The organism is Streptomyces sp. NPDC025793 (assembly GCF_055558375.1).
On the sequence record NZ_JBVHMR010000055.1, the window covers coordinates 1 to 21,783 of the forward strand.

The window sequence follows — 21,783 nt, forward strand, 5'->3', positions numbered from 1 at the left end:
GCCCGCGGCAGCGGTACCGCGGCCAGGGCCCTCCGCAGTCGGCCGGTATCAACCCTGCCACGGGCGAGGGCGGCGTAGAGCCCGCCATGACCACGGCGGTGTTCGCCGACCAGCGACAGTTCAGCCAGCGACCTCACCGGTCCGTCGCCGCACAGAACGGCGTCAGCCAGCTCGAACAACGCATCCGAACGAGCGGTGAGACAGGAGTAGAACTCGCCCCGGAAGCATGACAGTTCAGCCAAGGGCTCTTGCCGGGCATCGCGATGCAGCAGACTCATCCTCACGGCCTTCGTGCTGGACGTGTGTGTTCCTTGGTCGGAGCACATGTTCAGGCGAAGGCCGCTTTGGTGTACGGCGGTTACCGAACCGAGTGATCAAGTTCGAGGCACCATTCGACGTCGGCCGTTAAAGATCAAGTTAAGGGCTGTCCCGCAACTGATCTTTGGTGTTGCTAGTTCCGAGGCAGTCGGCCCGCTTGCAGCTCGGGTAGCGACAGGTAGCTCTCGTGGGGGAGGCGGGTCCTCCGCGCGGATGACGCACGTCGTCACGGTTCGGAGAATGATCGAACCATGCCAACAATGCGTTCCTCGGACGACACAGTGCGCCCTGTCCCGCGCCAGGCAGTCCGCCTCCACCTGAGCAAATGGCCTGGATGCGCTGCTGCAGCGTGGGGGTTCTTGTTCGCGGTACCCAGCTTCGTCTGGGCGACGGGCGATACCTTCGGCGCGCAGTCGACGGTATCGCCGTCGTTGGTGAAGCTTGCTCGCGATGAAGTGCCATGGTTCCTGACCGTCCTGGTGGTAACTGGCTTCCTGAAGCTCTTCGGGGCACTGGTCGGCATCGGTCTGACGCGACTGCGAGGCTCGCGGATCAGCCGGCTCATGGTGTTCTGCGGCGGTGGCGCGGCGACCCTGCTCACCTGGCATGGCGGCCTCTTCGTCGTCCACGGCGTGCTGGTCGAGGCGGGGGCCGTCTCTGTTGAGCCAGATCTGGCTGGACTGACCGGTTGGTACCTCTACTTGTGGGGGCCGTGGTTCATCGTCGGTGGTCTGGCCTTCGCGGGGGCCACCGCGCAGTACGTCCGCCAACACGATGATCGGCGCAAGATGCGCCTCTACGGCGCCGTGGGCGTACTCGGTGCACTGGTCCTGTCCCTGGCCTCGACGGCTACCGGGATCGGGTGAGAGCTGGAACGTATCTGCTGGTCACGGGTGAGATGATCTCGCAGTGGCCGGTGTGATCACGGCGTCGGAGCCGTCCTGGATAACCCCATTCACAGGGCTCAGCCCGCGCCAGTTTCGCAAACGGTGACCGTGCTGCGGCACGGGGAAGCCGGCAAGGCGCGCCCGGGGCGGCCCTGGGGTCTCTCCGTGGAGGGCCGGCTGCTGCACTTCGCGGCCTACTGGCGGACGAACTTGACGCTGCGCCAGATCGCCCCATTGTTCGGTGTCTCCAAGTCGGCTGCGGACCGCGTCATCAACCACCTCGGCCCACGGCTCGCGCTCCACCCCCGCCGACGGTTCCGGAAGGAAAACTGTGCTCATCGTGGACGGCACCTTGGTGCCCACCCGTGATCACACGGTTGCCGGGCAGTCGAAGAACTACGGCTACTCCGCCAACCACCAGGTCGTCATCGACGCCGACAGCCGTCTCGTCGTCGCCGTCGGCGAGCCAGTCCCTGGCAACCGCAACGACTGTAAGGCGTGGGAGGAATCCGGCGCGAAGGCTGCCGTCGGAAAGGCCATGACGATCGCCGACGGCGGTTATCCAGGTCTTCGAAGTTGAGCGGTGTGCTGGTTCGGGCTCGTTGACACGGCGTCACGCTTCGTGTTGGGTCGGGCGGCTTGGCCCTCGACGGTAATCGGAAGTTGCTGCCGGGGACCTTCGCCTACGGGGTGAGGGTTTCGCTGCTGGTCACGGGTCCTGCCTCGGGGACGGGGAGCCTACAGGGACGGAGGGGGACGGGGGCGGTGGGGTCACAGGGCGAAGCGGGTCTCGGCGAGGCCGTACAGGCGGCGCCAGAACAGCCGGTTGCCCCCTCCACCGGCACCGTCTCCTACCGCGGCAGCCGGCGTTGGAGGACAGCACCAGGATGCGGTCGGCGCGCGCTCGCGCTGGGCGCGGCGACCTTCGGCCGGGTCGTGGTCCTGACGGCCGCATGCTCCAGCTGGCCCAGGTCGACGGCACCGACATCGCCATCACCGACGCCGGGCGGGCCTGCGCCGCGGCTTCTCCGCCGAGGACGCCCGCAGCCAGCTGGAGACCGCCGTCGACTGGGGCCGCTAGGCCGCGGCTTCGGCCGGGTTCTGGCTACTCGGCTGGGTCCTCCGTGACGTGCCGGACCGCCTTCTTCACGGCCTGCTCCAGCTCATAGCGGTTCTCCCCGGACGCCTGGGCGTGTGCTGTGGCAGCTGCCTGCGCGGCCTCGGACGCCTGACGCCAGCGTGCCCACTGGGCGTCGTACTCGTCGCCGGCCAGGCCCGCGGGCTTCGCCCGCTCCTGCTCGGCGGATCGTTCCAGCTTGATCAACTCATCGGGGACCTCTGCCACGGACGGATCCTGGACAGCGCTCCCGGCAGACCGGCTCCCGGGGCTACCGCCCGATCAGGTACACCCCGCCCCCGGTACGAGTGTCCGCTCGCACTCCCAGGCAGGGCATGCGGTGACTCCCCAGTGCGGAGGAGCGGTTCGGCCGCCGCTGGTGGGACCCGTCTGGCCGGCGGGTTTTGTCGTGGATCCGTAACGGCGCCGGGTGGCGCACAACCGGGCGGAAGAACCGCTCCTCTCAATGATCAGCCGGGGCGCCAACCGGGCGCCCCGCATCACAAAGGGGGTGGGTCTCACCCAGCGGGGGAGACCCACGGGAGGGGAAAGTCCATGACCAGGACGAAGAAGACCGGGATGAAGGCACGGGGCGGCCGGGCGGCCGTGATCGGCGCGCTGGGTCTGGCCGCGGTGACGCTGGCCACCGTGCCGGCCTTCGCCAAGGGCGACGTCGCCATCACCGCGCCCCGCACGGCGCACGTCGGCAAGACCTTCACCATCACGGCGCACGGCGACGACGACAGCGCCGGCTACCTGCACCAGCTCTGCCTGGAAGAGCGCATCGGAAAGCAGCCCTGGCACCAGGAGAACTGCACAACTCCTGTCAAGCACGACGCCCGGCTGACCGCACGCGGCTCGGCCGCGCGCCGCGGCGACCCCCTGCAGTTCCGTGCGGTGCTGTACGGCCTGACCAGCAAGCACGACCACCACCCGGTGCGCCTGCACGTCTCCAACGTGGTCACGGTCCACGTCCGCTGACCCACCAGCCCGGCCGCGGACAGTGTGGCCCAGCCACTGCCCGCGGCCGCGTCGTTGAGTGCCCGCAAACCACCGCCCTCAGCCCAGGTCTGCGGTGACGGCGTGTGGGGTCCGGTCGCGCCATGACGAGCCCGCGCCTGCCCCGCACGGCCTGGGAGTACAACCTGTCGGCCGCCGGTGAGCTCACCGCGTGGCACCAGCCGCACACCGAGCAGCCGCAACCGTTCCTCCGGGATGCCAGGCCTGTCCCGCGGACACACTGGGCAGTGTCGAGCGCGAGCAGCTGTTCGCCGCGTACGGCACGCCTCGGTGGACCGCCGTACAGACGGCTGCGCAAGGGGTGTCGAGCACCATGTCGAGGACGCTGCCGATCACGGCAGGGCGCATCCGACCATCACGACCGCGCGGTCGTGATGGCGGCCGCCCGCAGCGCGTAACTCCTCGACAACCTCGCCGCGGCAACGGGGGAGCAGTGGTGACATCCGCTCAGGACGTCGCCGCGCCGACGGCGTACGTACTCCTCGGCCTGGGCGAACCAGGCGCGGTAGTCGGCGCGGATCGCCGCGCCGGCGTTGCGGGGATCGTCACGCAGCAGCTGGAAGTAGTCGGGGTGCGAGGCCTTGAAGTCGTCACCGACCAGCCGGGTCGTGCCGGCCGCATCGCGCGCCGGACGAGCCTGGCGGCCAGCAGCTTGCCCGCGCCGGGCTGGCCCAGAACATAGACGGCGCGCGGATCGTCGCGGGAGACGACGTCTGCCAGCACCGTCGGGCTGATCAGCTCGTCGAAGATCCACCGGTGTTCGGTGTCCGACAGCCGGTGATACGCGACCCCGGGCGGCACCGACGTGGGCTGTGCAGTGCGGCGAACGGGCTCGGACCAGGCAGCCGCGCGCTCGCTATCGCGCTGTACGGCCAAGCGCCGGTCCTCGTCCCCGAGTTCCGCGTGCACGCGCCTGTCGGTGTGCGCGGGTTCACGGCGGAAGACGGCGGTCTCGGGCGCGGTCCACGGCCGTGACCGCTCCCTTCGCACCACCCTTTCCGCCGCAGGCCGCCGCATCCAGCCACTCTGAGTGGTGCGCTCGTTGGTGTACAGAACGGTGCCGTCGCGCCGGACGATGGTGATCCGCTCGGCGAGCTCCTCGGCCTCGATGACGGCCAGGGTGCTCAGCATGTTCTTCGCGCAAGTGTCGTGGTTCTCCCACGACACGGCCCCGGACTCCTATCTCTGACCCCAGCCGCAAACTAACCGCGGGATAGCTCTGGGCGTTCAGGTCTCGCGGGCGGGAGTGGAATCCGGGACTCAAGTGCCGTCGGGTTGGGTCCACATGGTGGCGAGAACGGTGAGGCCTTGTTGCTGGCTGCCGGGTTTGGCGGTGACCTTGAACCAGGCCAGGGATCCCTGGCTGGTGATGAGGCAGTAGGCCGATCCAATTGTGATCTTGCTGAGGGGCAGGGTGTGCGGCAGGCCGTGCTGGTTGGCGTCGTTCAGGCATGCGCCCGGGCCGGGTTCTTGGGACGAGGATGTCCCCCATGTCTTGGCATTCGACGTGATGTTGGCGGGGTCGCCGCATGCCGTCTGCACGGTCAGATCGTCCAAGGCCCCGCTCAAGGCGTCGCCGCTCCCTTCATAGCCTCTCGGCGGGTCGAAGTCCATGGAGGCGAGCTGGCACGCGATCCCCTCGACCGGGGGCATGGTGATGGAAGTGTCGTGGTAGTGCATCGTCCACTGGCCGGCGCTGGCCGAGGACTGGGCGGCCGTCGCAGCACTGCTCGTGGCGGCCGTCGCGGCATTGTTCGTAGCGGACGAGGTGGCCGATGAGGCGGAAGTGGCGGGGGCCAGCTGTGTGTGATCGCCTTGCGCAGTGGCGGAGGGTGTCTGAGGGCGCAGGGCGATGATGCCGAGGAGGGCGAGCGCAGTGGCCAGGGCGGTGGCCAGGACCCACTGAGTGATCCGGGCGCGATTGCGCTGGTGGGAGGGGTGTTCCCCGGGGGAAAACGGTCGGTGGCGGGGCGATGGCCGCATGTTCGTCGTCCAGGGGGAGGCGTTGTTCGAGTTCGTCGATCCGGCGTTGCACGGTGGCTTGTTCGGTACCGACTGCCGACCGAAGCCGAGTGGGAGCACGCCTGCCGTGCCGGCACGGCAGGGCCGCGCTACGGGGAACTCGACGAGATCGCCTGGTACCGCGGCAACTCGCACGAACGTATCCACGACGTGGGCGGCAAACGCCCCAACCCGTGGGGGATTTACGACATGCTCGGCAACGTCTGGGACTGGTGCTGGGACGTCTACGACGCCGATGTCTACGGTACCTACCGGGTACTCCGTGGCGGTGGCTGGTTCGATGAGCACTGGAGTTGTCGGGCCTCTGCACGACGCCGCAGCCACCCGACCTTCCAGGTCGACGACGTCGGATTCCGCATCGCACGTTCCCTCATGTGACGACCGTTTGCGTCCGTCTCCGATCCTGCTGGCTTATTCGGTCACGCGGCGAGGGAGATGTCGAGGCGGGCAAGGTGACTGACGCGGGTGCGGTCGAGCGGGTGGCCGTTCCACCAGGCATCGAGGCAAATGAGGTTGAGCGCAACGGCGGAGAAGACGTGCTCCAGATGGGTCTTCTGGAGACCGAGGTAGCGGGCACGTCTTATCCCGGTGACCGCGACGGCCTGGTGGATGGTTCCCTCGATGCCCGCGCGGGTTCCGTACTTGGCTCGCCACTGCTCGTCGCCTTGCTGGAGTCGGGCATGGTCGAGAACTTCTTGCAGCTCGCGGGGTTGCAGTGAGAGGGTCCGGCCGCCGGTCTTCGATCGGGTGCACTGGTCGCGCACCGGGCAGGGTGGCATGTCTCCTTGTCGAACTTGATGACGATGGCCTTGGTGCCGCGCAGGGTGGCAGGGCTCCACCAGGTGCTGGTGTCCCCGCGTGGGCAGGTGGCCTGCCGCTTGTCCCAGTCGATGGTGAACGCGGTGCGGTCGAACCCGGCGCCGGCACGCGCCTGGGGTGAGCTGTTCATCGAGACCGGGGGTGACCAGGGTGACCCCGAAGTTCTTCTTCATCCCCACGATCAACTCGGCGGAGGCATAACCGGAATCGAGGAAGTGCTCGGCGGTCCGTCGGCCCTTGGCGGGGCTTGCCACTGACACGGCGGTGGTACTTCGCGACCTGGCGGCTGTCATGGGGCGGTACATCCCCGGTTGGCTCACTGCCACGAAGACGGCACATCGCACCCTCCGCCTTGCGCCGAGCGAGGTCGCGCAGGTAGCCCGCAGACCGCGGAAGCGCACATCCTCCGCTGGATCCCCGCGTACCGGGGCCCCTGCATCGTGTGACGCTCGCCCGTCTCGGCATGCCTCTGATCGACGTCGCCGATCTCACCGACCTCGCCGCCGTCTGCGGGGAGCTCGGCCGCGCCACCTTCCTGTTCGTCGCCGCGCCCCCGCCCCTCGGCGCGACCAGCGGAGTACCCGTCAACCCGATCGCCATCTTCTGACCGGGCCTCCGCTGTTCGCCGCGCTCACGGAGGACGGGCGCGCGTTGGCCCAGGCTGCGGGCGTCGGGGTGGAGTTCGAACGCGTCGCGGTGACCTCCGAGGAGATCGCCACCTACAGCCTTGCCGGTCGCCGCGCCGAAGGTGACTGACCACAGGTCGAGGCCCTACCGCTGCGCTTCACCGCCCACGCGGGAAGGTGTTCGTGGCCCTGGAGCTGGAGCGCGGCTGACCCGCATGGGCCCGGTGCTGAGGCCGCCACTCCGGTCACCGTCACTCGTGCACTAACGCGGGTGGCCCCGCCCCCTGGCCGGCTCGCGGCCGCATCCCGAGCACGGGCAAGGGGCTGGCGACGCGAGGTCGCATCCTCGAGCACGCCGCGGACTTGATCTACACGCGGGGGCTCCACGCGACGAACAACGAGCTGGTGCGAACAGCAGCGGGGGTCAGCGGCTCGCAGCTGAGCCACTACTTCCCGAACAAGGAGAGCCTGGTGCGCGCCGTCATCGACTGGCAGGCCGAGAGCGTGCTCGGCTTCCACCGAAGCGAACGGTTCGCAGGCTTCGACACGATCGAGGCGTACCAGGAGTGGGCGGACTTCTTCGCCGTCTCCGGTCGCCCGTTCGAAAACGGCTGCAGTCTCGGATCCCTCGCGAGCGAGATCGTCAAGACCGATCTAGATGTCCGCGACGACCTCACCCGTGTCTTTGCCGAATGGCGGGACATCTTCCGAGCGGGACTCGAGCGGATGCAATATGACGGACGACTCGACGCGTCGGCGGATCCGGCGCGACTCGCACACATGCTGCTCGCCGCCTACCAGGGAGGCAGCCTGCTCGCGCAGATCGCCCGTGACGTAGCGCCATTGCGTGACGCGCTGTGTGCCGCGGTCGAGCACCTTCGCGCGTACACAACGTCAGACGACGTCGTGTGAACTCGACGTTCACCGGCGCGGTCGTCGTCCCCTTCGGCACCTGCTCCACGCGATCCTCGTCCATGTCTCCGCGGGCGTAGAAACGGCGTGCGTCGGCGATCCATTGCCCCAGCGGGAAGTTGGCCAGCGAGGGCGGCCACCCCTCGGCCTCCACCGCCTGGTCGTCCGCGCCGGGCTCGCGGGCACTTCCCGAACGAGGCCGCGGCACTGAAGTGCGTCGCACGGCGTCGTAGGGGCGTGTGGTCATCATGAGTACTCCGTGGTGATGGTTTGTGCGCGCTCATGCCGTCCACTGACTGGTGGACCTCAGGTTCAACCGGCCGGGCGTGTCGGGTTTTGCCCTTGGCAGACCAGGATCTCGGGTATGAGTCAACTCCCTGTCCAGATAGCCCGATGGAGCGCCCGGCACGCATGGCGTGCGATCGCCGGCTGGTTCGCGTTCGTCATTCTGTGCCTCGGCATCGGCATCGCGGTCGGCTCCCACGAGGCCACTACCGAGGACTACCGAGTCGGTGAGGCGGGGCGGGCCGAGTCGATCGCCAGTACGGCCGGCATGCAGCAGCAGCCGACCGAGCAGATCATCATCCACGCCAGGTCCGGACCGCTGGACACTGCCGCCGCCGCTTCGGCGGCGCAGGACCTCACCGAGCGGATGCGCAAGCTTCCCGAGGTGCAGGGCGTGGCAGCTCCGGTCCGCTCCAGGGACGGCCAGGTCGTCAGGGTTCCGGTGGTCCTGAAGGGTCCCGAGCTGGACGGTAAGAAGAACGTCGGCGCGCTCCTCGCGCAGACGGCGAAGGTCCAGGACGGCCACCCGGACCTCGTCGTGGAGGAGACCGGCTCCCCTTCCATCAGCAAGGGCGTCAACGACCAGCGCGGGAAGGACCTCGCGCTCTCCGAGCGCATCACCCTGCCGGTCACGCTCATCACGTTGCTGATCGTCTTCGGGTCGGTGGTCATGGCCGGCGTGCCGCTGCTGCTCGCGCTCTCCTCGATCGCCGCCGCCCTGGGGCTGTCGATGGTCGCGTCCCATCTGCTGCCCGACCCGGGGGTCGGGACCAACATGATCCTGCTCATCGGCCTGGCGGTGGGCGTCGACTACACGCTCTTCTACCTCAAGCGCGAACGCGAGGAACGGTCCCGAGCTGGCGGGCGGCTCAGCTCCGAGGCCCTGGTGGAACTGGCGGCGGCGACCGCGGGCCGGGCCATCGTGGTCTCCGGTCTCGCCGTGATCGTCTCCACCGCGACCCTGTACCTGGCCACGGACGTCATTTTCTCCTCCCTGGCGACGGGCACGAGCCTGGTCGTGGCGGTCGCCGTGGCCAGCTCCCTGACCGCGCTTCCCGCGCTCCTGGTGAAGATCGGCCACCGCACCGAGTTGCGTGCGGCCCGCCGTGCGGCCCGCGGCAAGCCGGTCCGCACCAAGCGGGCCGAGGCCGAGACGGGCCGGGTGTTCGACGCCCTACTGACGCCCGCGCGACGGCACCCCGCCCTCACGCTGGGCGTATCGGCGCTGGTCATGCTCGTCCTGGCGGCACCCGCGCTCGGCCTCAAGCTCGTAGACCCGGGCAAGGACACCTTCTCCCGCGACATCCCCGCCATGCAGGTCTACGACCGGCTGAACACGGCCTTCCCGGAACTTCTGGTGAAGCACGTGGTCGTCGCCCGCTCCACACCGGACCGAGCGGCCGAGGTGCGGCACGCCCTGACGGATCTCGGCCGACGGGCGCAGGCCGATCCGCTGTTCGCCAGGGACGCCGGGCCGACGGTGCGCACCTCGCCCGACGGCCGGGTCAGCGTGCTGGAGCTGGCCGTCCCGTTCCCCGTCCCCTCCCCCGAGGCGATCGCGTCACTCGACCACATCCGCAAGGACTATCTGCCCGCCACCGCCGGCAGGCTGCCCGGCGTGGAGACGGCGGTGACCGGTGACGTGGCCCGAGGCCGCGACTACGTGGACCACGAGAACGGCAAACTGCCGCTGGTCATCGGGTTCCTGCTACTGGCGACCTTCGTGATGACCGTGTGGGCGTTCCGCTCCGTCGTCATCGGCCTGATCGGCGTCGCCCTCAACCTGCTGTCCGCCGGGGCCTCGCTCGGCCTGCTGGTCGTGTTCTTCCAGGGCACGTGGGCCCAGAACCTCCTGGCTTTCCACTCCCTCGGTGCCATCGCGTCCCGGGTACCGCTGTTCCTCTTCGTGATCCTCTTCGGCCTGTCGATGGACTACCAGGTGTTCGTGGTCAGCCGGATCCAGGAGGCCAGGCGGAACGGGATGTCGGCCCGCGAGGCGGTACTGGACGGCATCAGCCGGTCGGCCAAGCTGGTGACCAGCGCGGCCATCGTGATGGTGACGGTGTTTGGTGCCTTCGTCGCCCTGCACCTCACCGAGATGAAGCAGATGGGCTTCTGCCTGGCGGTGGCCGTGCTGCTGGACGCCGTGGTCATCCGGCTCATGGTCTTGCCCTCACTCCTGCTGCTGCTCGGCGAGCGGGCGTGGTGGCCGCTGCGCCCGGTCCGTCCGGCGCGACGGGCGCACGCCGCCGTCCCTCGTCCCGGAATCCCGCAGGACGTAGGCTGACGATCATGATTCAACGGCCGCAGCCGGGCGACCGGTTCCATACGGATCCTCCGCCGGTGGTACGCAGTCTCCTGGGTGCTCCTGGGCGTGTGTCCCCCGGTGATCTCCGAGCTGAACCACAGCGGGGCGACGAGGTACTGGTCGTTGGCGCTGCTGGCACTGGTCGCCCTCGGCTACGCGACCGTGGCGGTCTTCCCCCGCAATCCCGTGTTGCGGCCCCACGCCTTCCTGGGCGTACTCGCGCTCGCTCTGGGCGCGCTGTCCCTCCTGCGTGGCGACGGCGCCGCACTGTTCATCGTGTCGCTCCCCCTGTTCTGGCTCTTCGCCAGGAGTCCGCGGCACTCGATCGCCTACAGCGGCGCCGCAGCAGCTGCCACCGTCGCCGGCATCGTCCGGCACCAGAGCTGGCGCGTGGAGGACTTCTCCACCGGCAACATCGTCTTCACCCTGATCGGCTACACGGCGGGCGTGCTGCTCGGACTGGGGGTGGTCCGGATCGTCGAGCAGAGTGACGAGCGCGCCCGCCGCCTCGCCGCCGAGCTGGCGAGCGCCCAACAGCGCCTGGCCGAGGCCCACCGGCTCCAGGGCGCCACGGAGGAGCGTGAGCGGCTCGCGCGGGAGATCCACGCAGCGCTCGTGCGGCGCCGGCTGGGCCGTGGGCGGCCAGGGCGAGGGCGGCGGCGATGCCGCGGACCCTTCCCGCAGCGGCCTACTGCTCCACGGTCAGACGACACCGATGTCTGTCGCTGATCTCGCCTCCGCCAGCCTGGACCACGCTCGGCTGGCCTATCTGTCGGCGTGCCGAACCGCGCTCACGGCGGACCTCCGCCTAGTGGATGAGGCGATTCACCTCACCTCCGCGTTCCAACTCGCCGGATTCCGCCACGTGATCGGCGCTCTCTGGGAAGTGAACGACAGGCTGGCTGCCCGGGTCTCCGACCGCTTCTACGCCAGTCTGCTCGACCTTACGGACAGGATCGAAGACGACAAGGTCGCCGTCGCGTTGCACCACACGATGCGCGCGCAACGCGACAGATACGTCGAGACGCCGTCTTTGTGGGCAGCCCATGTCCATGTCGGGCCGTGACCCACTCTGCGAACTCCAGGACATGTGCAGTTGTCCAGCGAACCGGCGAGCCCAAGTCAGCGAAGAACCGTATGCACTTCGACATCACGTCACCCAACCCGCCCGCCGAGCAGCAGCGAGGGGGCTGGTTGCTTTATGGTGATGCTGTCGGCCGTGAACCCCGTCGGATCGGTTCCGCAAGCGGGAGGGGATGGGGCCGTGAAAATACCGAGATGGTGCCGGTTGCGGCACCGTCCCACGAGGCAGAGCATCGTGACTGCCATGGAGTCGCTGGAGTTGCCGGCTTCGGTCCAGTCCATTGCAGCGGCGATCGACTCGGCCCGGGGCTCGACGGACGAGTCCGGCTCGGCCAGGACGTCGGTTCTCGTTGTCCGGCACGTGCTGAGGCAGTTGTCCGCGGAAGGATGGGCCACGCGCATGGATGTCGACCAGTGGTACGGCAGAGGCGTGTACGTCCGCGCGGACCCGGGCGCAACAGGCCTGTGGTGGCCGACGCGCAAGTGGCACCGAGCGCGTGCCACCCGCCATCAGAAGCCATCGACGGAGTCCACCACGCAGACGGCGGAAGTAGCCAAGGCGGTAGATCGCGTCATCGAGGCGAACGAAGCCAACTACAGGGCCCACAAGGACTATTGGGGCCCCGCGAACTGAGGATCCCTCAGCGGGCGTCCCGATCACGGAACCGTGAGCCCGCGCCGGAACACCGCGGTCCGCGGCTTCGCCCGCTATCTCAGCGGCATCGACCCGGCCACCGAGATCCCGCCGCTGGGCCTGGTGCCGCACCGGCAGGGCTGGCGGCAGCCGTTCATCCACTCCGACGCCGACGTCACCGCGGTGATGGGGCAGGCCGACAGGCTCGGCCCGCCGTTGCGCGCGGCCACCTACCGCACCCTGGTCGGGTTGCTCGCCGCCACCGGGCTACGGGTCGGGGAGGCGATCAAGCTTGACCATGAAGACATTGACTGGGCCCAGGGCGTGCTGCGGATCCGGGAGACGAAGTTCGGCAAGTCCCGTCTGGTCCCCCTGGACGCCAGCAGCGTTGTCTCGCGCACCCGGCGGCGCTTGATCTACGCGGTCGTCGCCCCCACGTTCCGGCAGATGGTGACCGGTGCTGGCGTCGGGACCGATGCCCCCAACCCGCCCCGGCTGCACGACCTTCGCCACACCTTCGCCGTCCGCACCCTGCTGGCCTGGTATCGCACCGGCGTCGACGTCCAGGCGAAGATCCCGTCGCTGTCCACTTACCTCGGACACCGAGAACGGTCCTCCACCTACTGGTACCTGTCAGCAGCACCGGAACTGCTGGCAGTGGCAGCGGCCCGCCGCGAGGGCATCGGGAAGGCAGCACGGCCATGACCTTGATCGCTCCCACCCTCCAGTCGTTCTTCACGGACCGGCTGGTCCGCCAGCGCCAGGCGAGCCCACGCACCGTCGCCGCCTACCGCGACGCGCTCCGCCTCCTCCTCGGCTTCGTCCACCAGCGCACGGGCACCGCCCCGGAGAAGCTGGACTGGACAGACCTGGACGCCGACGTGGTCTCCGCCTTCCTCAACTACCTGGAGGACGAACGCGGCAATAGCGCGCGCACCCGGAACGTCCGGCTGACCGCGATCCGCTCCCTCTTCTCATACGCGGCCCTGCAGCACCCCGAGCACGCCCTCCTGATCCAACGCGTCCTGGACATCCCGCCCAAGCGGTTCGACAAGAGGAGCGTGACCTTTCTGACCGGCGCCGAGGTCGACGCCCTGCTGGCGGCGCCGGATCCCTGGCGCTGGGAGGGCCGGCGGGACAAGGCGATGCTGGCCCTGGCCGTCCAGACCGGTCTGCGCGTCTCGGAACTCACGAGCCTGGACTGCGACGATGTCACCTTCGGCGACGGCGCGTCTGTCCGCTGCGAGGGCAAGGGGCGCAAGCAGCGCGCCGTCCCTCTGGACCGCAGGGTCCAGGCCCTGCTGCGGGTCTGGTTCGGTGAACGCTGCGGCAAGCGCGGAGAGCCGCTGTTCTGCACCCGGACTGGACGGCGCCTCACCCGCGACGCCGTCGCCCAGCGCCTGGCCATTCACGTCCAGGCCGCCGCCGAATCCTGCCCGGCCCTCCTGGACAAGCGCGTCCACCCGCACGTCCTACGGCACAGTTGCGCGATGTCCCTGCTCCAAGCCGGTGTCGACACCACGGTGATCGCGCTCTGGCTCGGCCACGCCGGCGTCCGCTCCACCGACGCCTACGTCCACGCCGACATGACCATCAAGGAGAAGGCGCTCTCCCTGACTGCACCGGTCACCGCCCGCCCCGGCCGCTACCAGCCCACCGACAAGGTCCTCGCGTTCCTCGACCGCCTGTGAGCCGTGAGCGGAGCCGGGGGGCCAGTCCGCTTCGATAGCCTGCGACGGTGGCTGATGATTCGTTGAAGTTCCTGATCGATGCCGATCACGGGCAGTTCTATGTCCAAGACCTTGAACCCTATGACGCGTGGATGGCCGAGCACGCGATGGACCTGGACCTGCCGCCGGCTGGCTGGACCGACGAAGCGGTACATGTTCACCGCATCGGGGTGGAACCGCACTCGATCTCCGTCGGCACCGCACGGGATGACATGGTCGAATCGCTGATCACCATCCACACGTCCATGCCAATGATCGAGTCGGCGGCTGAACACATCGTGGAGGCGGACCTGGCTGCCCCGACTGGCCGACTCGCCGTGTCCAGCCCGGGAGTCCATCCGGAGGACGGGCCGAGCATGACCGTTCCCGCTGGACTGTTGCGAGCCCGAGTCTCCTACATCCCGTCTGACCCACCGGCCGTCGACACCAACGGCGGCCCCGGCGATCACTTCCTCTATCGGATCGACCTATGGTCCGCCGACCAGCCATGCGGGCTCGTCGTCCTCAAGCAGGGTCCGAATCCCTGGGCAGGATAGATCCTCCCGCCGTCGACGATGCCGGGCAGAACAGCCGCCGCAGAGCCCAGGATCAGGCTTGCCACCAGCCTTCTCGGCATAGTCGCGGTCTCGGCATCGGTCGCTCTATGCCGATATCCGCATAGATCGACGACATCGGGCTCCTGCCCGTCTCCGAGGACGCCGCCGAGGGCTTCTACCGCCTGGTGGACGCCGCCTACGAGAGGCGCTCGATCGCGGTCAGCAGCAACCTCCACCCCTCAGGTTTCGACGAGATCATGCCAAAGACCCTGGTCACAGCCACTGTCGATCGCCTTCTGTACCATGCTCATGTCGTTGTCACTCAGGGTGATTCGTTCCGGCTGACCGAGGCCACCACCGGAAAGGGAGTGAAGCCCTTCAGCTGATCCACACCGACCGAAGGCGGGGAGATATCTGGCCGTCAGTGGGGGCTGCAAGCCTGCCACCAGCGGGGACTTCTCCAGGCCGCCTCCGGGGCGAACTACGGTTCTGTCGCGAGTTTGGTGAAAGACTCCGTGTGGATCTTGGTCAGGTGAGGGCGGGGTTGCCGCAGCATTTCTTGTACTTGCGTGTGGAGCCGCACCAGCAGGGGGTGTTGCGGGGTGGAGGCCACGGGGTGGCCTGGCCTCGGGCTGCGAGGTCGGCGGCGTAGTGTGCCCGGGTGTCCCCGTCCTGAGGAGGCAGCTTCTCCTGGCGGGTGAAGGATTCGAAGTCGGTGATGGTGCCGTGCGCGATGCCGAGGTGTACTTCGCCTTCGCTGGATAGCCGTTGCAGCATCTGCTCGATGTGGCGGACGTGTTCGTGGTGCTCGGTGCCGTAGTGGTCGGCCAGTTCGGGCCAGGTGTCCAGCAGCTGGGCGAACTCGTCGGGGTTCCAGAACAGTGCGCAGGTCATGCGGGGCCGGGACAGGGCGGCCCGGCGGGCTTCGACTTCCTGGGAGAGTTTCTCGATCGAGGCGATCAGGGACTGGGGGTCACTGTCCGCAGCGGCCCGTAGCTCGGGGTTGTGAAGGTCATCCAGGGTGCTGGTGGCGCGGAGCCGGGCCGGGCGGTCGTCGTAGAGGGCGTGGGCGAGTTGGTCGAGGTCGTCGTGCGGCTGGCCGAGGCGACGCCGTACCCGGTGGCGGCCAACGACGAGCATCTCGATGCCAGTGGCGTCCATCGCCTCGCGGACGGCGTCGACGGTGAGGGGAGTGGTGGGGCCGAGGAGATGGGTCACTGCCGCGGTGAACCAGTCGGCGGCGTCGTGGAGTTCGTCCGCGGCCTCGAACATCTCCGCGACGATGTTCCAGGGGCCGGTATCGGCGGGGTGCCGACGGCGCAGGTCCGCGGCCGCTTCACGGGCCTCGTCAGTGCGTCCGGCATCCCACAGAGTGTTGACGCGGAACGCCTGGACGAGATGGGGTTCTTCGCAGTCGGCGTCCAGGACCTGCTGGTAGAGCGCGAGTGCCTTCTCGTGCTGGCCTGCGCGGCTGTAGAACTCCGCGGCCTCGGTGAGGAGCTCTTCCTGGTCCTGGGGGTACTTGCGGGCCAGGGCTTCCAGGTCTTCGGCCTGCTGGGCGTCGGTCCGCTGGACGGGGGCGGGCTGGCGGCGTGCGGGGCGGTGCTTGCGGGACATACGGCCACACTATCGGCGCGGCGGAGCCGGCGTGGTGGGCCGGCCGATGCCTCAGAAGGGGTGGGGACCGCTTCCCTGAGCCGGTGCCGCGGCGGTGGGGGCTGCCGGAGTGTCGCGCCGCCCCTGTCAGCCGCACAGCCCGGTGGTGTGGTGGGTGCAGTGGTGGGCGGTGTTGGTGGACGGCAGCGTCGCCGCAAAGGCGGCTGGTGCGCTGAAGAAGATGCCGGCCAGGGCGATCGCCACGGCCGAGGCGGCAAGACGAGTACGCAAAGGGAGCCCCCCTTTTTTTCGGATGGAGCAAGTGCAGAGGGACTCTATCCGGGTTCAACTGCTTACGGGCGCGTATGTGTTGACTTCGGAGGGGGCGGGCTGCGGTGTGGGCACAGCATGCGCCGGCGCTGCTGTGCCGGACGGTGACGTGAGTGGTGCGCCCGTCGCTGCCGAGGTGGGTGGGGACGGCGAGGTTGCCGGGGACGATACCGACGTCGTCGGTTCCCACCCCCTTGGGGCGGGCCCCGTTGACCGCGTCGGCTGCGTGCTCGTGGCGGGGCAGGTGCGCCGGTCGTCGTCCCACGTACCGCGAGATCGTCACCTGAGCGCACGTCCTCGCAGCTCAGGGCGGGTGAAGTCCCATGAATCCGTCATCGCGCCGGACTTCGTGGCCCTGCCGAGGGCCGAGCGGGCACCCTGGCACCGCCAGCCAGGCAGGACTCGACCGCGCAGCGAAGGAACAACACACATGGTCTTCAGGATTCGCACAGCACACACGGCGCTGGGACTGGTACTCGCAACCGCCGCCGTGCTCACCGTCGGCTCCGGCATGGCCCAGGCTCAGGTCGGGGCGCCGCAGATCGTGGAGGGCGACTCCGGTTTCGGCGTTTACTGCGTGCAGGAGGCCGCTGACTACTTCCTCGACGACAACAACTACTACGCCACCCCGGACGGGGACTTCGGCCCGCAGACGTTCCGCGTCGTCAAGCGGTTCCAGGAGCAGAACGGGCTCTCCCAGGACGGCCAGGTGGGCCCGCTGACCGGGACCGCCATCTGGCACTCCGTCCAGAACCTGATCGGCCACATCGAGGACGGGGGCGGATCCATCCAGACGCCCTGGGGGGTTCCGCTCACCAACTGCTACCAGGTCCTGCCGACCACCAGTTGACTGGCCACGCGGCACCGCTGCACACCGCAACCGAGAAGGCAGAGAGAACCATGAGCATCCGGAAGCGCATCTCCAGCGCGGCCGCTGTCCTGGCCCTCGCGGCCGGCTTGGTCACCGCAGCCGGCTCTACCGCCCAGGCCGAGGTGGGCGCCCCGCAGATCGTCGAGGGTGACAGCGGCTTCGGTGTCTACTGCGCCCAGTACGCCGCCTACTACTGGGAGGAGCCCACCTACGCCGTCTCCATCGACGGGGACTTCGGCCCGGTCACCCTGCGGCTGATCGAGGACTTTCAGGAGCAGTGGAGGCTCCACGTCGACGGCCAGGTCGGCCCGGACACCGGCAGCGACCTGTGGTGGGTGATCAACAACGAGGTAATTCCCTACCGCGGGGACTTCCAGACTCCCTGGGGTGTCCCGATCAGCCACTGCTACCAGGTCCTGCCCACCCACACCTGATCCCCTCCGCAAGCGGCCCCGGGACCACACTCCGGGCCCGCTCAGCCAACTGCGGCGACGCTTCGTAACGGCGTGGGGTGCCCCGGTCTGATTGCGGCTTCGCCGAAGCGTCTGATCGTCGCTGGTGGGGGCACGGGCGGGCACACCTGTCCGGCGCTGACTGCGATCCGGGCGCTGGAGGCGCGGTTGGCGGCGCCTGGTCGGGGGCTTGAGGTGCTGTGGGTGGGCACGCCGGAGGGTCTGGAGGCGCGGGTCGCGGCGGCGGAGGGGATCGCGTTCCAGACGGTGGCGACGGGGAAGGTGCCTGTTGGCAGCCGGTTCGGGGACCGGCTGCCGGCGGGGGCCATCAGGCATGCCGACGGCCTCGCGGAAGACTGCCACCGTGAGCCGCCGGTGCGCCCGCGCCCACCCATCAAGGCAATGGTGACCGCTGCGTATTTCTCCACGGAAAGGTCGTCGCGACCTGGCGAGAGCTGCTCCCATCCGGCGTCCTGGCCTCGGCGGCCTGGTCCTGCTGAACTCCATCGTCGTCCTCTGCTTGCCGCCTCTAGCGCGCTGACACCCTTGTCCGCGAGGTACGCGGCCGCGGAGTCGGCGCCGTTGCGGCTCAGGGTCTCTCCGTGCCCGGGCCGGTCTGGGCAAGGCCGGCGAGCAGCAGGTCGATCATGCGGCGGGCCTGGTAGTCGGGGAAGGTTTCGACTCCGATGCACAGGTTGCCGATGGCGAGCATGAAGTCGTAGGCCCGTACGTCGGCGCGCGTGCAGCCGGCGGCGGCGGACGCTTTCAACAGCTGGTCGAGCACGGGCAGCAGACGTTCGACGAACTCGTTGTGCAGGGCCTCGAATCCTGCTTGGTCCGAGTGCAGCGCCTCGGCGAGGCCGTGCTTGGTGACCAGGAAGTCGGCAAACCGGTGAACCCACCGCCGCAACACCTCATAGGGCGTGCCGGCAGCCGCGGGATCGTCAGCGGCGGCGGCGAGCGCGTCGACCTGGTGTTTGAAGACCGCGACCACCAGGTCCGCCCGGGTGGGGAAGTGACGGTAGATCGTACCCATGCCGAGACCCGATTCGGCGGCGATCTCCCGCACGGGAGCGTCGATCCCCATACGGACGAACACGGCCGCGGCCGCGTCCAGGAGCTTCTGCTCGTTTCGGCGGACATCGGATCGCTTGCGGCCTCCCGATGCTGGCGGAGTGTCGGCTGTGGACATCGTGATCATCTCCCAGTTGCAAAGCGGAGCAAGGTTCCGTATCGTAATTCGGAGCGGCGCTCCGTATTTCGATGATGCCAGACGCCGCTGCAGCGCGGCCCATTTGGGCTTGCTCGAGAAAGGCATTCACCTCATGAGTGACACCACGTCCGCCGACGGTGGCAACGACTTCACCCCGCCGGTCATCTCTGTCAACCCGATCACACTGGCCGCCCCGGACCGGGGCCAGGACCTGCACGTACGGGTCACCGCGCCGACGAGCGGGCACAACTTGCCCGTCGTCGTCTTCTCGCACGGCATGACCCTGAACATGGACGACTACGCGCCGTTGGCCGGCTTCTGGGCCGCCCGCGGATTCGTCGTCATCCAGCCCACCCATCTCGACTCGCTGGGACTGCCTCCTGACGACCCCCGTACCCCGCTCATCTGGCGCATCCGCACCGACGATCTGACCCGGATCCTGGACCGGCTCGACGTCGTCGCAGCCGTACCCGGGCTGGCCGGTCGCATCGACCGCGACCGCATCGCGGTCGCTGGACATTCCTGGGGCGCGCAGACCGCCAGCACCCTCGTGGGCGCACGGGTCGTAGACGCCGACGGCGTTCCCGGTGAGAGCATGGGCGACTCGCGGGTGAAGGCGGCGGTACTGCTGTGCCTGCCCGGTGCCGGCGGCGCCGACCTGAGCCCGCTCGCCGCCCAGTACTTCCCGTTCATGAACCCCGATTTCGCCGATCTGAAGACGCCCAGCCTCGTGGTCGCCGGCGACCACGACCAGTCCCCGCTGACGGTGCGCGGTCCGGAATGGTTCACCGACGGCTACCGCCTCAGCCCTGGCGCCACCGATCTGCTGACCCTGTTCGGCGCGGAACACGGACTCGGCGGCATCCAGGGCTCCAACGACACGCGGACCACCGACGAAAGCCCCGAGCGCGTCGCGGTCGTCCAGCAGGCGACCCTTGCGTATCTGCGGACCGCGCTGGACCTCGACAGCGATGCCTGGCCCACCTTCCGCCGGTCGCTGGCCGAGGTCGGCGAACCGCTGGGAAAGATCGACTCGAAGTGACCGCCCGCCTCGGAGGGGCCCACAGGCCGGGCTTCGGTCTCATGACCCCTCCGGCGCAGGTCGCCTACGACGACGTCCTGCGAGTCTGGGACGAGGCGGACGGCATCTCGCAGATCGAGCACGCCTGGCTGTCCGACCACCTCATGCCGATCGGCGGCGACCCGCACGGCCCCGCCTTCGAGGGCTGGACACTGCTGTCCGCTCTCGCGGCCCGAACCGAGCGGCTGCGTGTCGGGGTGATGGTCACCAGCAACAGGTTCCGCCCACCGGCCATCCTGGCCAAGATCGCCGCCACCGTCGACGTCATCTCCGGCGGTCGGCTGGAGTTCGGCATCGGCGCCGGTTCCCGGCCCGACGTGCCCATGGCACGACGTGAATACGCGGCTCACGGCCTTCCCTTCCACGATGCCGACCACGCGGTCGGAAGCCTCGCCGAAGCGTGCACGATCATCCGGAGGCTGTGGACCGACACCGCCCCCTTCGATTTCCAGAGCCACTACCACCAGTTGGCGGGCGCGTTCGGCAATCCCCAACCCCTCCAGCGCCCCCACCCGCCGATCCTGATCGGCGGCCAGGCCACCCCGTCGCTGCGCGTGGTCGCCGAGCACGCGGACCGCTGGAACATGCCCGGCGGCGGCATCGGCAAGGCCATCGAGCGCAGCGCCACACTGGACCGGCTGTGCGCCGAGATCGGCCGAGACCCTGCTGAGATCACCCGCTCCATCGTCCTGCCCGTCTCCTACGACCGGCCCGACGACACCCGTCGCACCATCCGCGCGGCGCTCGACGGCGGGTTCAGCCACATCGTCCTCACTCCTCCCGCCCCTACCCGACCGGGGTCGCACGGTGAGTCGCCGACACCACCATCAAGCCGGTCTCCGACGAGATCACCGCCCCCTGAACCGAGGAATCGCCGATGCCAAGGGCACACCAACCGCTCGACCCGGAGCTCGCCGCAGTGCTGACGGCCGTCCACGCGCAGCTGTCACCGAGCATCACCCCCGGGCACATCGAGGACTTGCGCCGCCACCCCGCCTTCGCGGTGGCGGACGAGGACCTGACGCGCAACGGGACCGTCCACCTGTAGAACCTGTCCGTGCCCGGTCCGTCGGGCGCTCCCGAGATCCCGCTGCTCGTCCTCAAACCGGCGGGATTAGACATCTCAGGGGGCTAACAAGTCAAGCGGCCCCCGACAGTCGGTTTGTGGATCACGAAGCTGGCGATCTTTCAATCACGAGGTGAATCCAGTGCCGCATTGAGCGGGACGGAAGGGTGACACGATCGGTAGGGTCCCGGCCATGGACAGCGACGAGGATGCCCTTTTAACGGAGCAGATCGCCTACTACCGGGCCCACGCGGGCGGATACGACCGGCCCTACGCCGAGCGTGAAGAACTGCGGGAGTTGCTGGCTGCGACGGACCATCTCGCGATTGTGGGGGACGTGCTCGAGTTGGCTTGCGGAACGGGCCAGTGGACCGGGGCGCTCGCCGCCCGGGCGCGCTCGGTGACAGCCGTCGACGTGTCGGAGGAGACGCTCGGCATCGCGCGTGCGCGGGTCGCTTCCCCCAACGTCCAGTTCGTCCAGGCCGACCTGTTCACCTGGCAGCCCCCGCGCCGCTACGACACCGTGTTCTTCGCCTTCTGGCTCTCCCACATCCCACCGTCCCGTCTACCGGGCTTCTGGGACACCGTCGCCTGCGCGCTCGCGCCAAACGGCAAAGCCATCTCCATCGACGACGGCCCCGCAGAGGCCGCCCGCGAGGAAGTGCTCACCGAGCAGCCCATCCCGGCGGTGCTGCGCCGACTCGACGACGGTAAGCCGTATCGCATCGTGAAGGTCTTCCACAACGCCGGCGAGCTCACGGACACGCTCGCAGCGCTGGGGTGGTCAGCCGATGTCCGGACCGTGGGCGGCAGCTTCATCATGGGCACCGCGGAACCGCCAACGAACCCCGGTTGACAGGCCACAAAGGCGGCTACT

At 68.9% G+C, this 21,783-nt stretch carries 25 protein-coding genes and 4 pseudogenes; 21 read left to right on the forward strand and 8 right to left on the reverse strand.

Features of this window, described 5'->3' with window-relative positions:
* Positions 1-278, reverse strand: a 278-nt coding sequence (locus ACZ4MF_RS43395; protein WP_467499195.1) for a transposase, incomplete at its 3' end; no start/stop codon positions are given.
* 399 nt (positions 279-677) lie between these two features.
* Between ACZ4MF_RS43395 and ACZ4MF_RS43400 the strand changes: the two genes are divergently transcribed.
* Together ACZ4MF_RS43400 and ACZ4MF_RS43405 are read left to right on the forward strand one after the other, a co-directional pair.
* A complete protein-coding gene (locus ACZ4MF_RS43400; RefSeq protein WP_467499197.1) occupies positions 678-1,184 on the forward strand; it encodes a DUF3995 domain-containing protein in 507 nt (168 codons plus the stop codon).
* Between the two features lie 43 nt (positions 1,185-1,227).
* Positions 1,228-1,773: pseudogene (locus ACZ4MF_RS43405) on the forward strand (transposase family protein); the annotation flags it as partial.
* A gap of 537 nt (positions 1,774-2,310) precedes the next feature.
* On the opposite strand, the gene ACZ4MF_RS43410 reads toward ACZ4MF_RS43405, so the two are convergent.
* Entirely contained in the window at positions 2,311-2,550 is a 240-nt protein-coding gene (locus ACZ4MF_RS43410; RefSeq protein WP_467499199.1) for a hypothetical protein, read from the reverse strand.
* Between the two features lie 327 nt (positions 2,551-2,877).
* Between ACZ4MF_RS43410 and ACZ4MF_RS43415 the strand changes: the two genes are divergently transcribed.
* The gene (locus tag ACZ4MF_RS43415) at positions 2,878-3,303 is read left to right on the forward strand and encodes a hypothetical protein (protein WP_467499201.1); all 426 of its coding nucleotides are present in this window, start codon (positions 2,878-2,880) and stop codon (positions 3,301-3,303) included.
* Between the two features lie 394 nt (positions 3,304-3,697).
* Here the strand turns inward: ACZ4MF_RS43415 and ACZ4MF_RS43420 are convergent, their stop codons facing one another.
* Both ACZ4MF_RS43420 and ACZ4MF_RS43425 read right to left on the reverse strand, forming a co-directional pair.
* Entirely contained in the window at positions 3,698-4,096 is a 399-nt protein-coding gene (locus ACZ4MF_RS43420) for a zeta toxin family protein (protein ID WP_467499266.1), read from the reverse strand.
* Between the two features lie 506 nt (positions 4,097-4,602).
* Positions 4,603-5,022, reverse strand: a complete 420-nt coding sequence (locus tag ACZ4MF_RS43425; protein WP_467499203.1) for a hypothetical protein — start codon at positions 5,020-5,022, stop codon at positions 4,603-4,605.
* A 126-nt stretch (positions 5,023-5,148) separates the two neighbouring features.
* Between ACZ4MF_RS43425 and ACZ4MF_RS43430 the strand changes: the two genes are divergently transcribed.
* Complete coding sequence (locus ACZ4MF_RS43430; protein WP_467499205.1) at positions 5,149-5,742, forward strand: formylglycine-generating enzyme family protein; 594 nt, start codon at positions 5,149-5,151, stop codon at positions 5,740-5,742.
* Between the two features lie 41 nt (positions 5,743-5,783).
* On the opposite strand, the gene ACZ4MF_RS43435 is transcribed toward ACZ4MF_RS43430, so the two are convergent.
* Positions 5,784-6,437, reverse strand: coding sequence for a transposase (locus ACZ4MF_RS43435; RefSeq protein ID WP_467499207.1), 654 nt, complete (start codon positions 6,435-6,437; stop codon positions 5,784-5,786).
* A 209-nt stretch (positions 6,438-6,646) separates the two neighbouring features.
* Here ACZ4MF_RS43435 and ACZ4MF_RS43440 point away from each other — a divergent pair, with 209 nt between their 5' ends.
* The 10 genes and pseudogenes from ACZ4MF_RS43440 to ACZ4MF_RS43485 all read left to right on the forward strand — a co-directional run.
* The gene (locus tag ACZ4MF_RS43440) at positions 6,647-6,790 is read left to right on the forward strand and encodes a hypothetical protein (protein ID WP_467499209.1); all 144 of its coding nucleotides are present in this window, start codon (positions 6,647-6,649) and stop codon (positions 6,788-6,790) included.
* 322 nt (positions 6,791-7,112) lie between these two features.
* Positions 7,113-7,721 carry a TetR/AcrR family transcriptional regulator gene (locus tag ACZ4MF_RS43445; protein ID WP_467499268.1) on the forward strand — a complete coding sequence of 203 codons (609 nt, stop codon included), beginning with the start codon at positions 7,113-7,115 and terminating at the stop codon, positions 7,719-7,721.
* A 364-nt stretch (positions 7,722-8,085) separates the two neighbouring features.
* Positions 8,086-10,293, forward strand: a complete 2,208-nt coding sequence (locus ACZ4MF_RS43450) for an MMPL family transporter (RefSeq protein ID WP_467499211.1) — start codon at positions 8,086-8,088, stop codon at positions 10,291-10,293.
* A gap of 99 nt (positions 10,294-10,392) precedes the next feature.
* A complete protein-coding gene (locus ACZ4MF_RS43455; RefSeq protein WP_467499213.1) occupies positions 10,393-11,043 on the forward strand; it encodes a hypothetical protein in 651 nt (216 codons plus the stop codon).
* On the forward strand, positions 11,030-11,380 hold the full coding sequence (locus ACZ4MF_RS43460; RefSeq protein ID WP_467499214.1) for a CHAT domain-containing protein: 351 nt from the start codon (positions 11,030-11,032) through the stop codon (positions 11,378-11,380). Before ACZ4MF_RS43455 ends, ACZ4MF_RS43460 begins: the two co-directional genes overlap by 14 nt.
* Before the next feature lie 261 nt (positions 11,381-11,641).
* Positions 11,642-12,031 carry a hypothetical protein gene (locus ACZ4MF_RS43465; RefSeq protein ID WP_467499216.1) on the forward strand — a complete coding sequence of 130 codons (390 nt, stop codon included), beginning with the start codon at positions 11,642-11,644 and terminating at the stop codon, positions 12,029-12,031.
* Positions 12,032-12,064: 33 nt separating this feature from the next.
* Positions 12,065-12,736, forward strand: a complete 672-nt coding sequence (locus ACZ4MF_RS43470) for a tyrosine-type recombinase/integrase (protein ID WP_467499218.1) — start codon at positions 12,065-12,067, stop codon at positions 12,734-12,736.
* The gene (locus ACZ4MF_RS43475) at positions 12,733-13,722 is read left to right on the forward strand and encodes a tyrosine-type recombinase/integrase (RefSeq protein ID WP_467499220.1); all 990 of its coding nucleotides are present in this window, start codon (positions 12,733-12,735) and stop codon (positions 13,720-13,722) included. Before ACZ4MF_RS43470 ends, ACZ4MF_RS43475 begins: the two co-directional genes overlap by 4 nt.
* A 47-nt stretch (positions 13,723-13,769) precedes the next feature.
* Entirely contained in the window at positions 13,770-14,297 is a 528-nt protein-coding gene (locus tag ACZ4MF_RS43480) for a hypothetical protein (protein WP_467499222.1), read from the forward strand.
* 125 nt (positions 14,298-14,422) lie between these two features.
* A pseudogene (locus ACZ4MF_RS43485) lies at positions 14,423-14,683 on the forward strand (ATP-binding protein); the annotation flags it as partial.
* Positions 14,684-14,825: 142 nt separating this feature from the next.
* Here ACZ4MF_RS43485 and ACZ4MF_RS43490 read toward each other — a convergent pair.
* Both ACZ4MF_RS43490 and ACZ4MF_RS43495 read right to left on the reverse strand, forming a co-directional pair.
* A complete protein-coding gene (locus ACZ4MF_RS43490) occupies positions 14,826-15,914 on the reverse strand; it encodes an SEC-C metal-binding domain-containing protein (protein WP_467499224.1) in 1,089 nt (362 codons plus the stop codon).
* Between the two features lie 126 nt (positions 15,915-16,040).
* On the reverse strand, positions 16,041-16,184 hold the full coding sequence (locus tag ACZ4MF_RS43495; RefSeq protein WP_467499226.1) for a hypothetical protein: 144 nt from the start codon (positions 16,182-16,184) through the stop codon (positions 16,041-16,043).
* Between the two features lie 469 nt (positions 16,185-16,653).
* On the opposite strand from ACZ4MF_RS43495, the gene ACZ4MF_RS43500 reads away from it, so the two are divergent.
* The 3 genes and pseudogenes from ACZ4MF_RS43500 to ACZ4MF_RS43510 form a co-directional block, all read left to right on the forward strand.
* A complete protein-coding gene (locus ACZ4MF_RS43500) occupies positions 16,654-17,073 on the forward strand; it encodes a peptidoglycan-binding domain-containing protein (RefSeq protein WP_467499228.1) in 420 nt (139 codons plus the stop codon).
* Positions 17,074-17,123: 50 nt separating this feature from the next.
* Positions 17,124-17,528, forward strand: a complete 405-nt coding sequence (locus ACZ4MF_RS43505; RefSeq protein ID WP_467499230.1) for a peptidoglycan-binding domain-containing protein — start codon at positions 17,124-17,126, stop codon at positions 17,526-17,528.
* Between the two features lie 87 nt (positions 17,529-17,615).
* Positions 17,616-17,831 (forward strand): annotated as a pseudogene (locus ACZ4MF_RS43510) (glycosyltransferase); the annotation flags it as partial.
* 304 nt (positions 17,832-18,135) lie between these two features.
* Here the strand turns inward: ACZ4MF_RS43510 and ACZ4MF_RS43515 are convergent.
* A complete protein-coding gene (locus ACZ4MF_RS43515; RefSeq protein ID WP_467499270.1) occupies positions 18,136-18,738 on the reverse strand; it encodes a TetR/AcrR family transcriptional regulator in 603 nt (200 codons plus the stop codon).
* 133 nt (positions 18,739-18,871) lie between these two features.
* On the opposite strand from ACZ4MF_RS43515, the gene ACZ4MF_RS43520 reads away from it, so the two are divergent.
* The 4 genes and pseudogenes from ACZ4MF_RS43520 to ACZ4MF_RS43535 all read left to right on the forward strand — a co-directional run bounded on the left by ACZ4MF_RS43520 (position 18,872) and on the right by ACZ4MF_RS43535 (position 21,762).
* Positions 18,872-19,801 carry an alpha/beta hydrolase family protein gene (locus ACZ4MF_RS43520; RefSeq protein ID WP_467499232.1) on the forward strand — a complete coding sequence of 310 codons (930 nt, stop codon included), beginning with the start codon at positions 18,872-18,874 and terminating at the stop codon, positions 19,799-19,801.
* Positions 19,802-19,842: 41 nt separating this feature from the next.
* A pseudogene (locus ACZ4MF_RS43525) lies at positions 19,843-20,651 on the forward strand (LLM class flavin-dependent oxidoreductase).
* A 66-nt stretch (positions 20,652-20,717) separates the two neighbouring features.
* The gene (locus tag ACZ4MF_RS43530; protein WP_467499234.1) at positions 20,718-20,888 is read left to right on the forward strand and encodes a hypothetical protein; all 171 of its coding nucleotides are present in this window, start codon (positions 20,718-20,720) and stop codon (positions 20,886-20,888) included.
* Positions 20,889-21,099: 211 nt separating this feature from the next.
* Complete coding sequence (locus ACZ4MF_RS43535; protein ID WP_467499236.1) at positions 21,100-21,762, forward strand: class I SAM-dependent methyltransferase; 663 nt, start codon at positions 21,100-21,102, stop codon at positions 21,760-21,762.
* Positions 21,763-21,783: the final 21 nt, after the last annotated feature.

Coding starts and splice junctions, on each gene's coding strand:
- ACZ4MF_RS43450 (WP_467499211.1), top strand. CDS start 8,086: ATGAGTCAACTCCCTGTCCAGATAGCCCGATGGAGCGCCCGGCACGCA.
- ACZ4MF_RS43425 (WP_467499203.1), bottom strand. CDS start 5,022: ATGCACTACCACGACACTTCCATCACCATGCCCCCGGTCGAGGGGATC.
- ACZ4MF_RS43475 (WP_467499220.1), top strand. CDS start 12,733: ATGACCTTGATCGCTCCCACCCTCCAGTCGTTCTTCACGGACCGGCTG.
- ACZ4MF_RS43535 (WP_467499236.1), top strand. CDS start 21,100: ATGGACAGCGACGAGGATGCCCTTTTAACGGAGCAGATCGCCTACTAC.
- ACZ4MF_RS43490 (WP_467499224.1), bottom strand. CDS start 15,914: ATGTCCCGCAAGCACCGCCCCGCACGCCGCCAGCCCGCCCCCGTCCAG.
- ACZ4MF_RS43440 (WP_467499209.1), top strand. CDS start 6,647: ATGCCTCTGATCGACGTCGCCGATCTCACCGACCTCGCCGCCGTCTGC.
- ACZ4MF_RS43515 (WP_467499270.1), bottom strand. CDS start 18,738: ATGTCCACAGCCGACACTCCGCCAGCATCGGGAGGCCGCAAGCGATCC.
- ACZ4MF_RS43520 (WP_467499232.1), top strand. CDS start 18,872: ATGAGTGACACCACGTCCGCCGACGGTGGCAACGACTTCACCCCGCCG.
- ACZ4MF_RS43460 (WP_467499214.1), top strand. CDS start 11,030: ATGTCTGTCGCTGATCTCGCCTCCGCCAGCCTGGACCACGCTCGGCTG.
- ACZ4MF_RS43465 (WP_467499216.1), top strand. CDS start 11,642: ATGGAGTCGCTGGAGTTGCCGGCTTCGGTCCAGTCCATTGCAGCGGCG.
- ACZ4MF_RS43415 (WP_467499201.1), top strand. CDS start 2,878: ATGACCAGGACGAAGAAGACCGGGATGAAGGCACGGGGCGGCCGGGCG.
- ACZ4MF_RS43500 (WP_467499228.1), top strand. CDS start 16,654: ATGGTCTTCAGGATTCGCACAGCACACACGGCGCTGGGACTGGTACTC.
- ACZ4MF_RS43530 (WP_467499234.1), top strand. CDS start 20,718: ATGCCAAGGGCACACCAACCGCTCGACCCGGAGCTCGCCGCAGTGCTG.
- ACZ4MF_RS43505 (WP_467499230.1), top strand. CDS start 17,124: ATGAGCATCCGGAAGCGCATCTCCAGCGCGGCCGCTGTCCTGGCCCTC.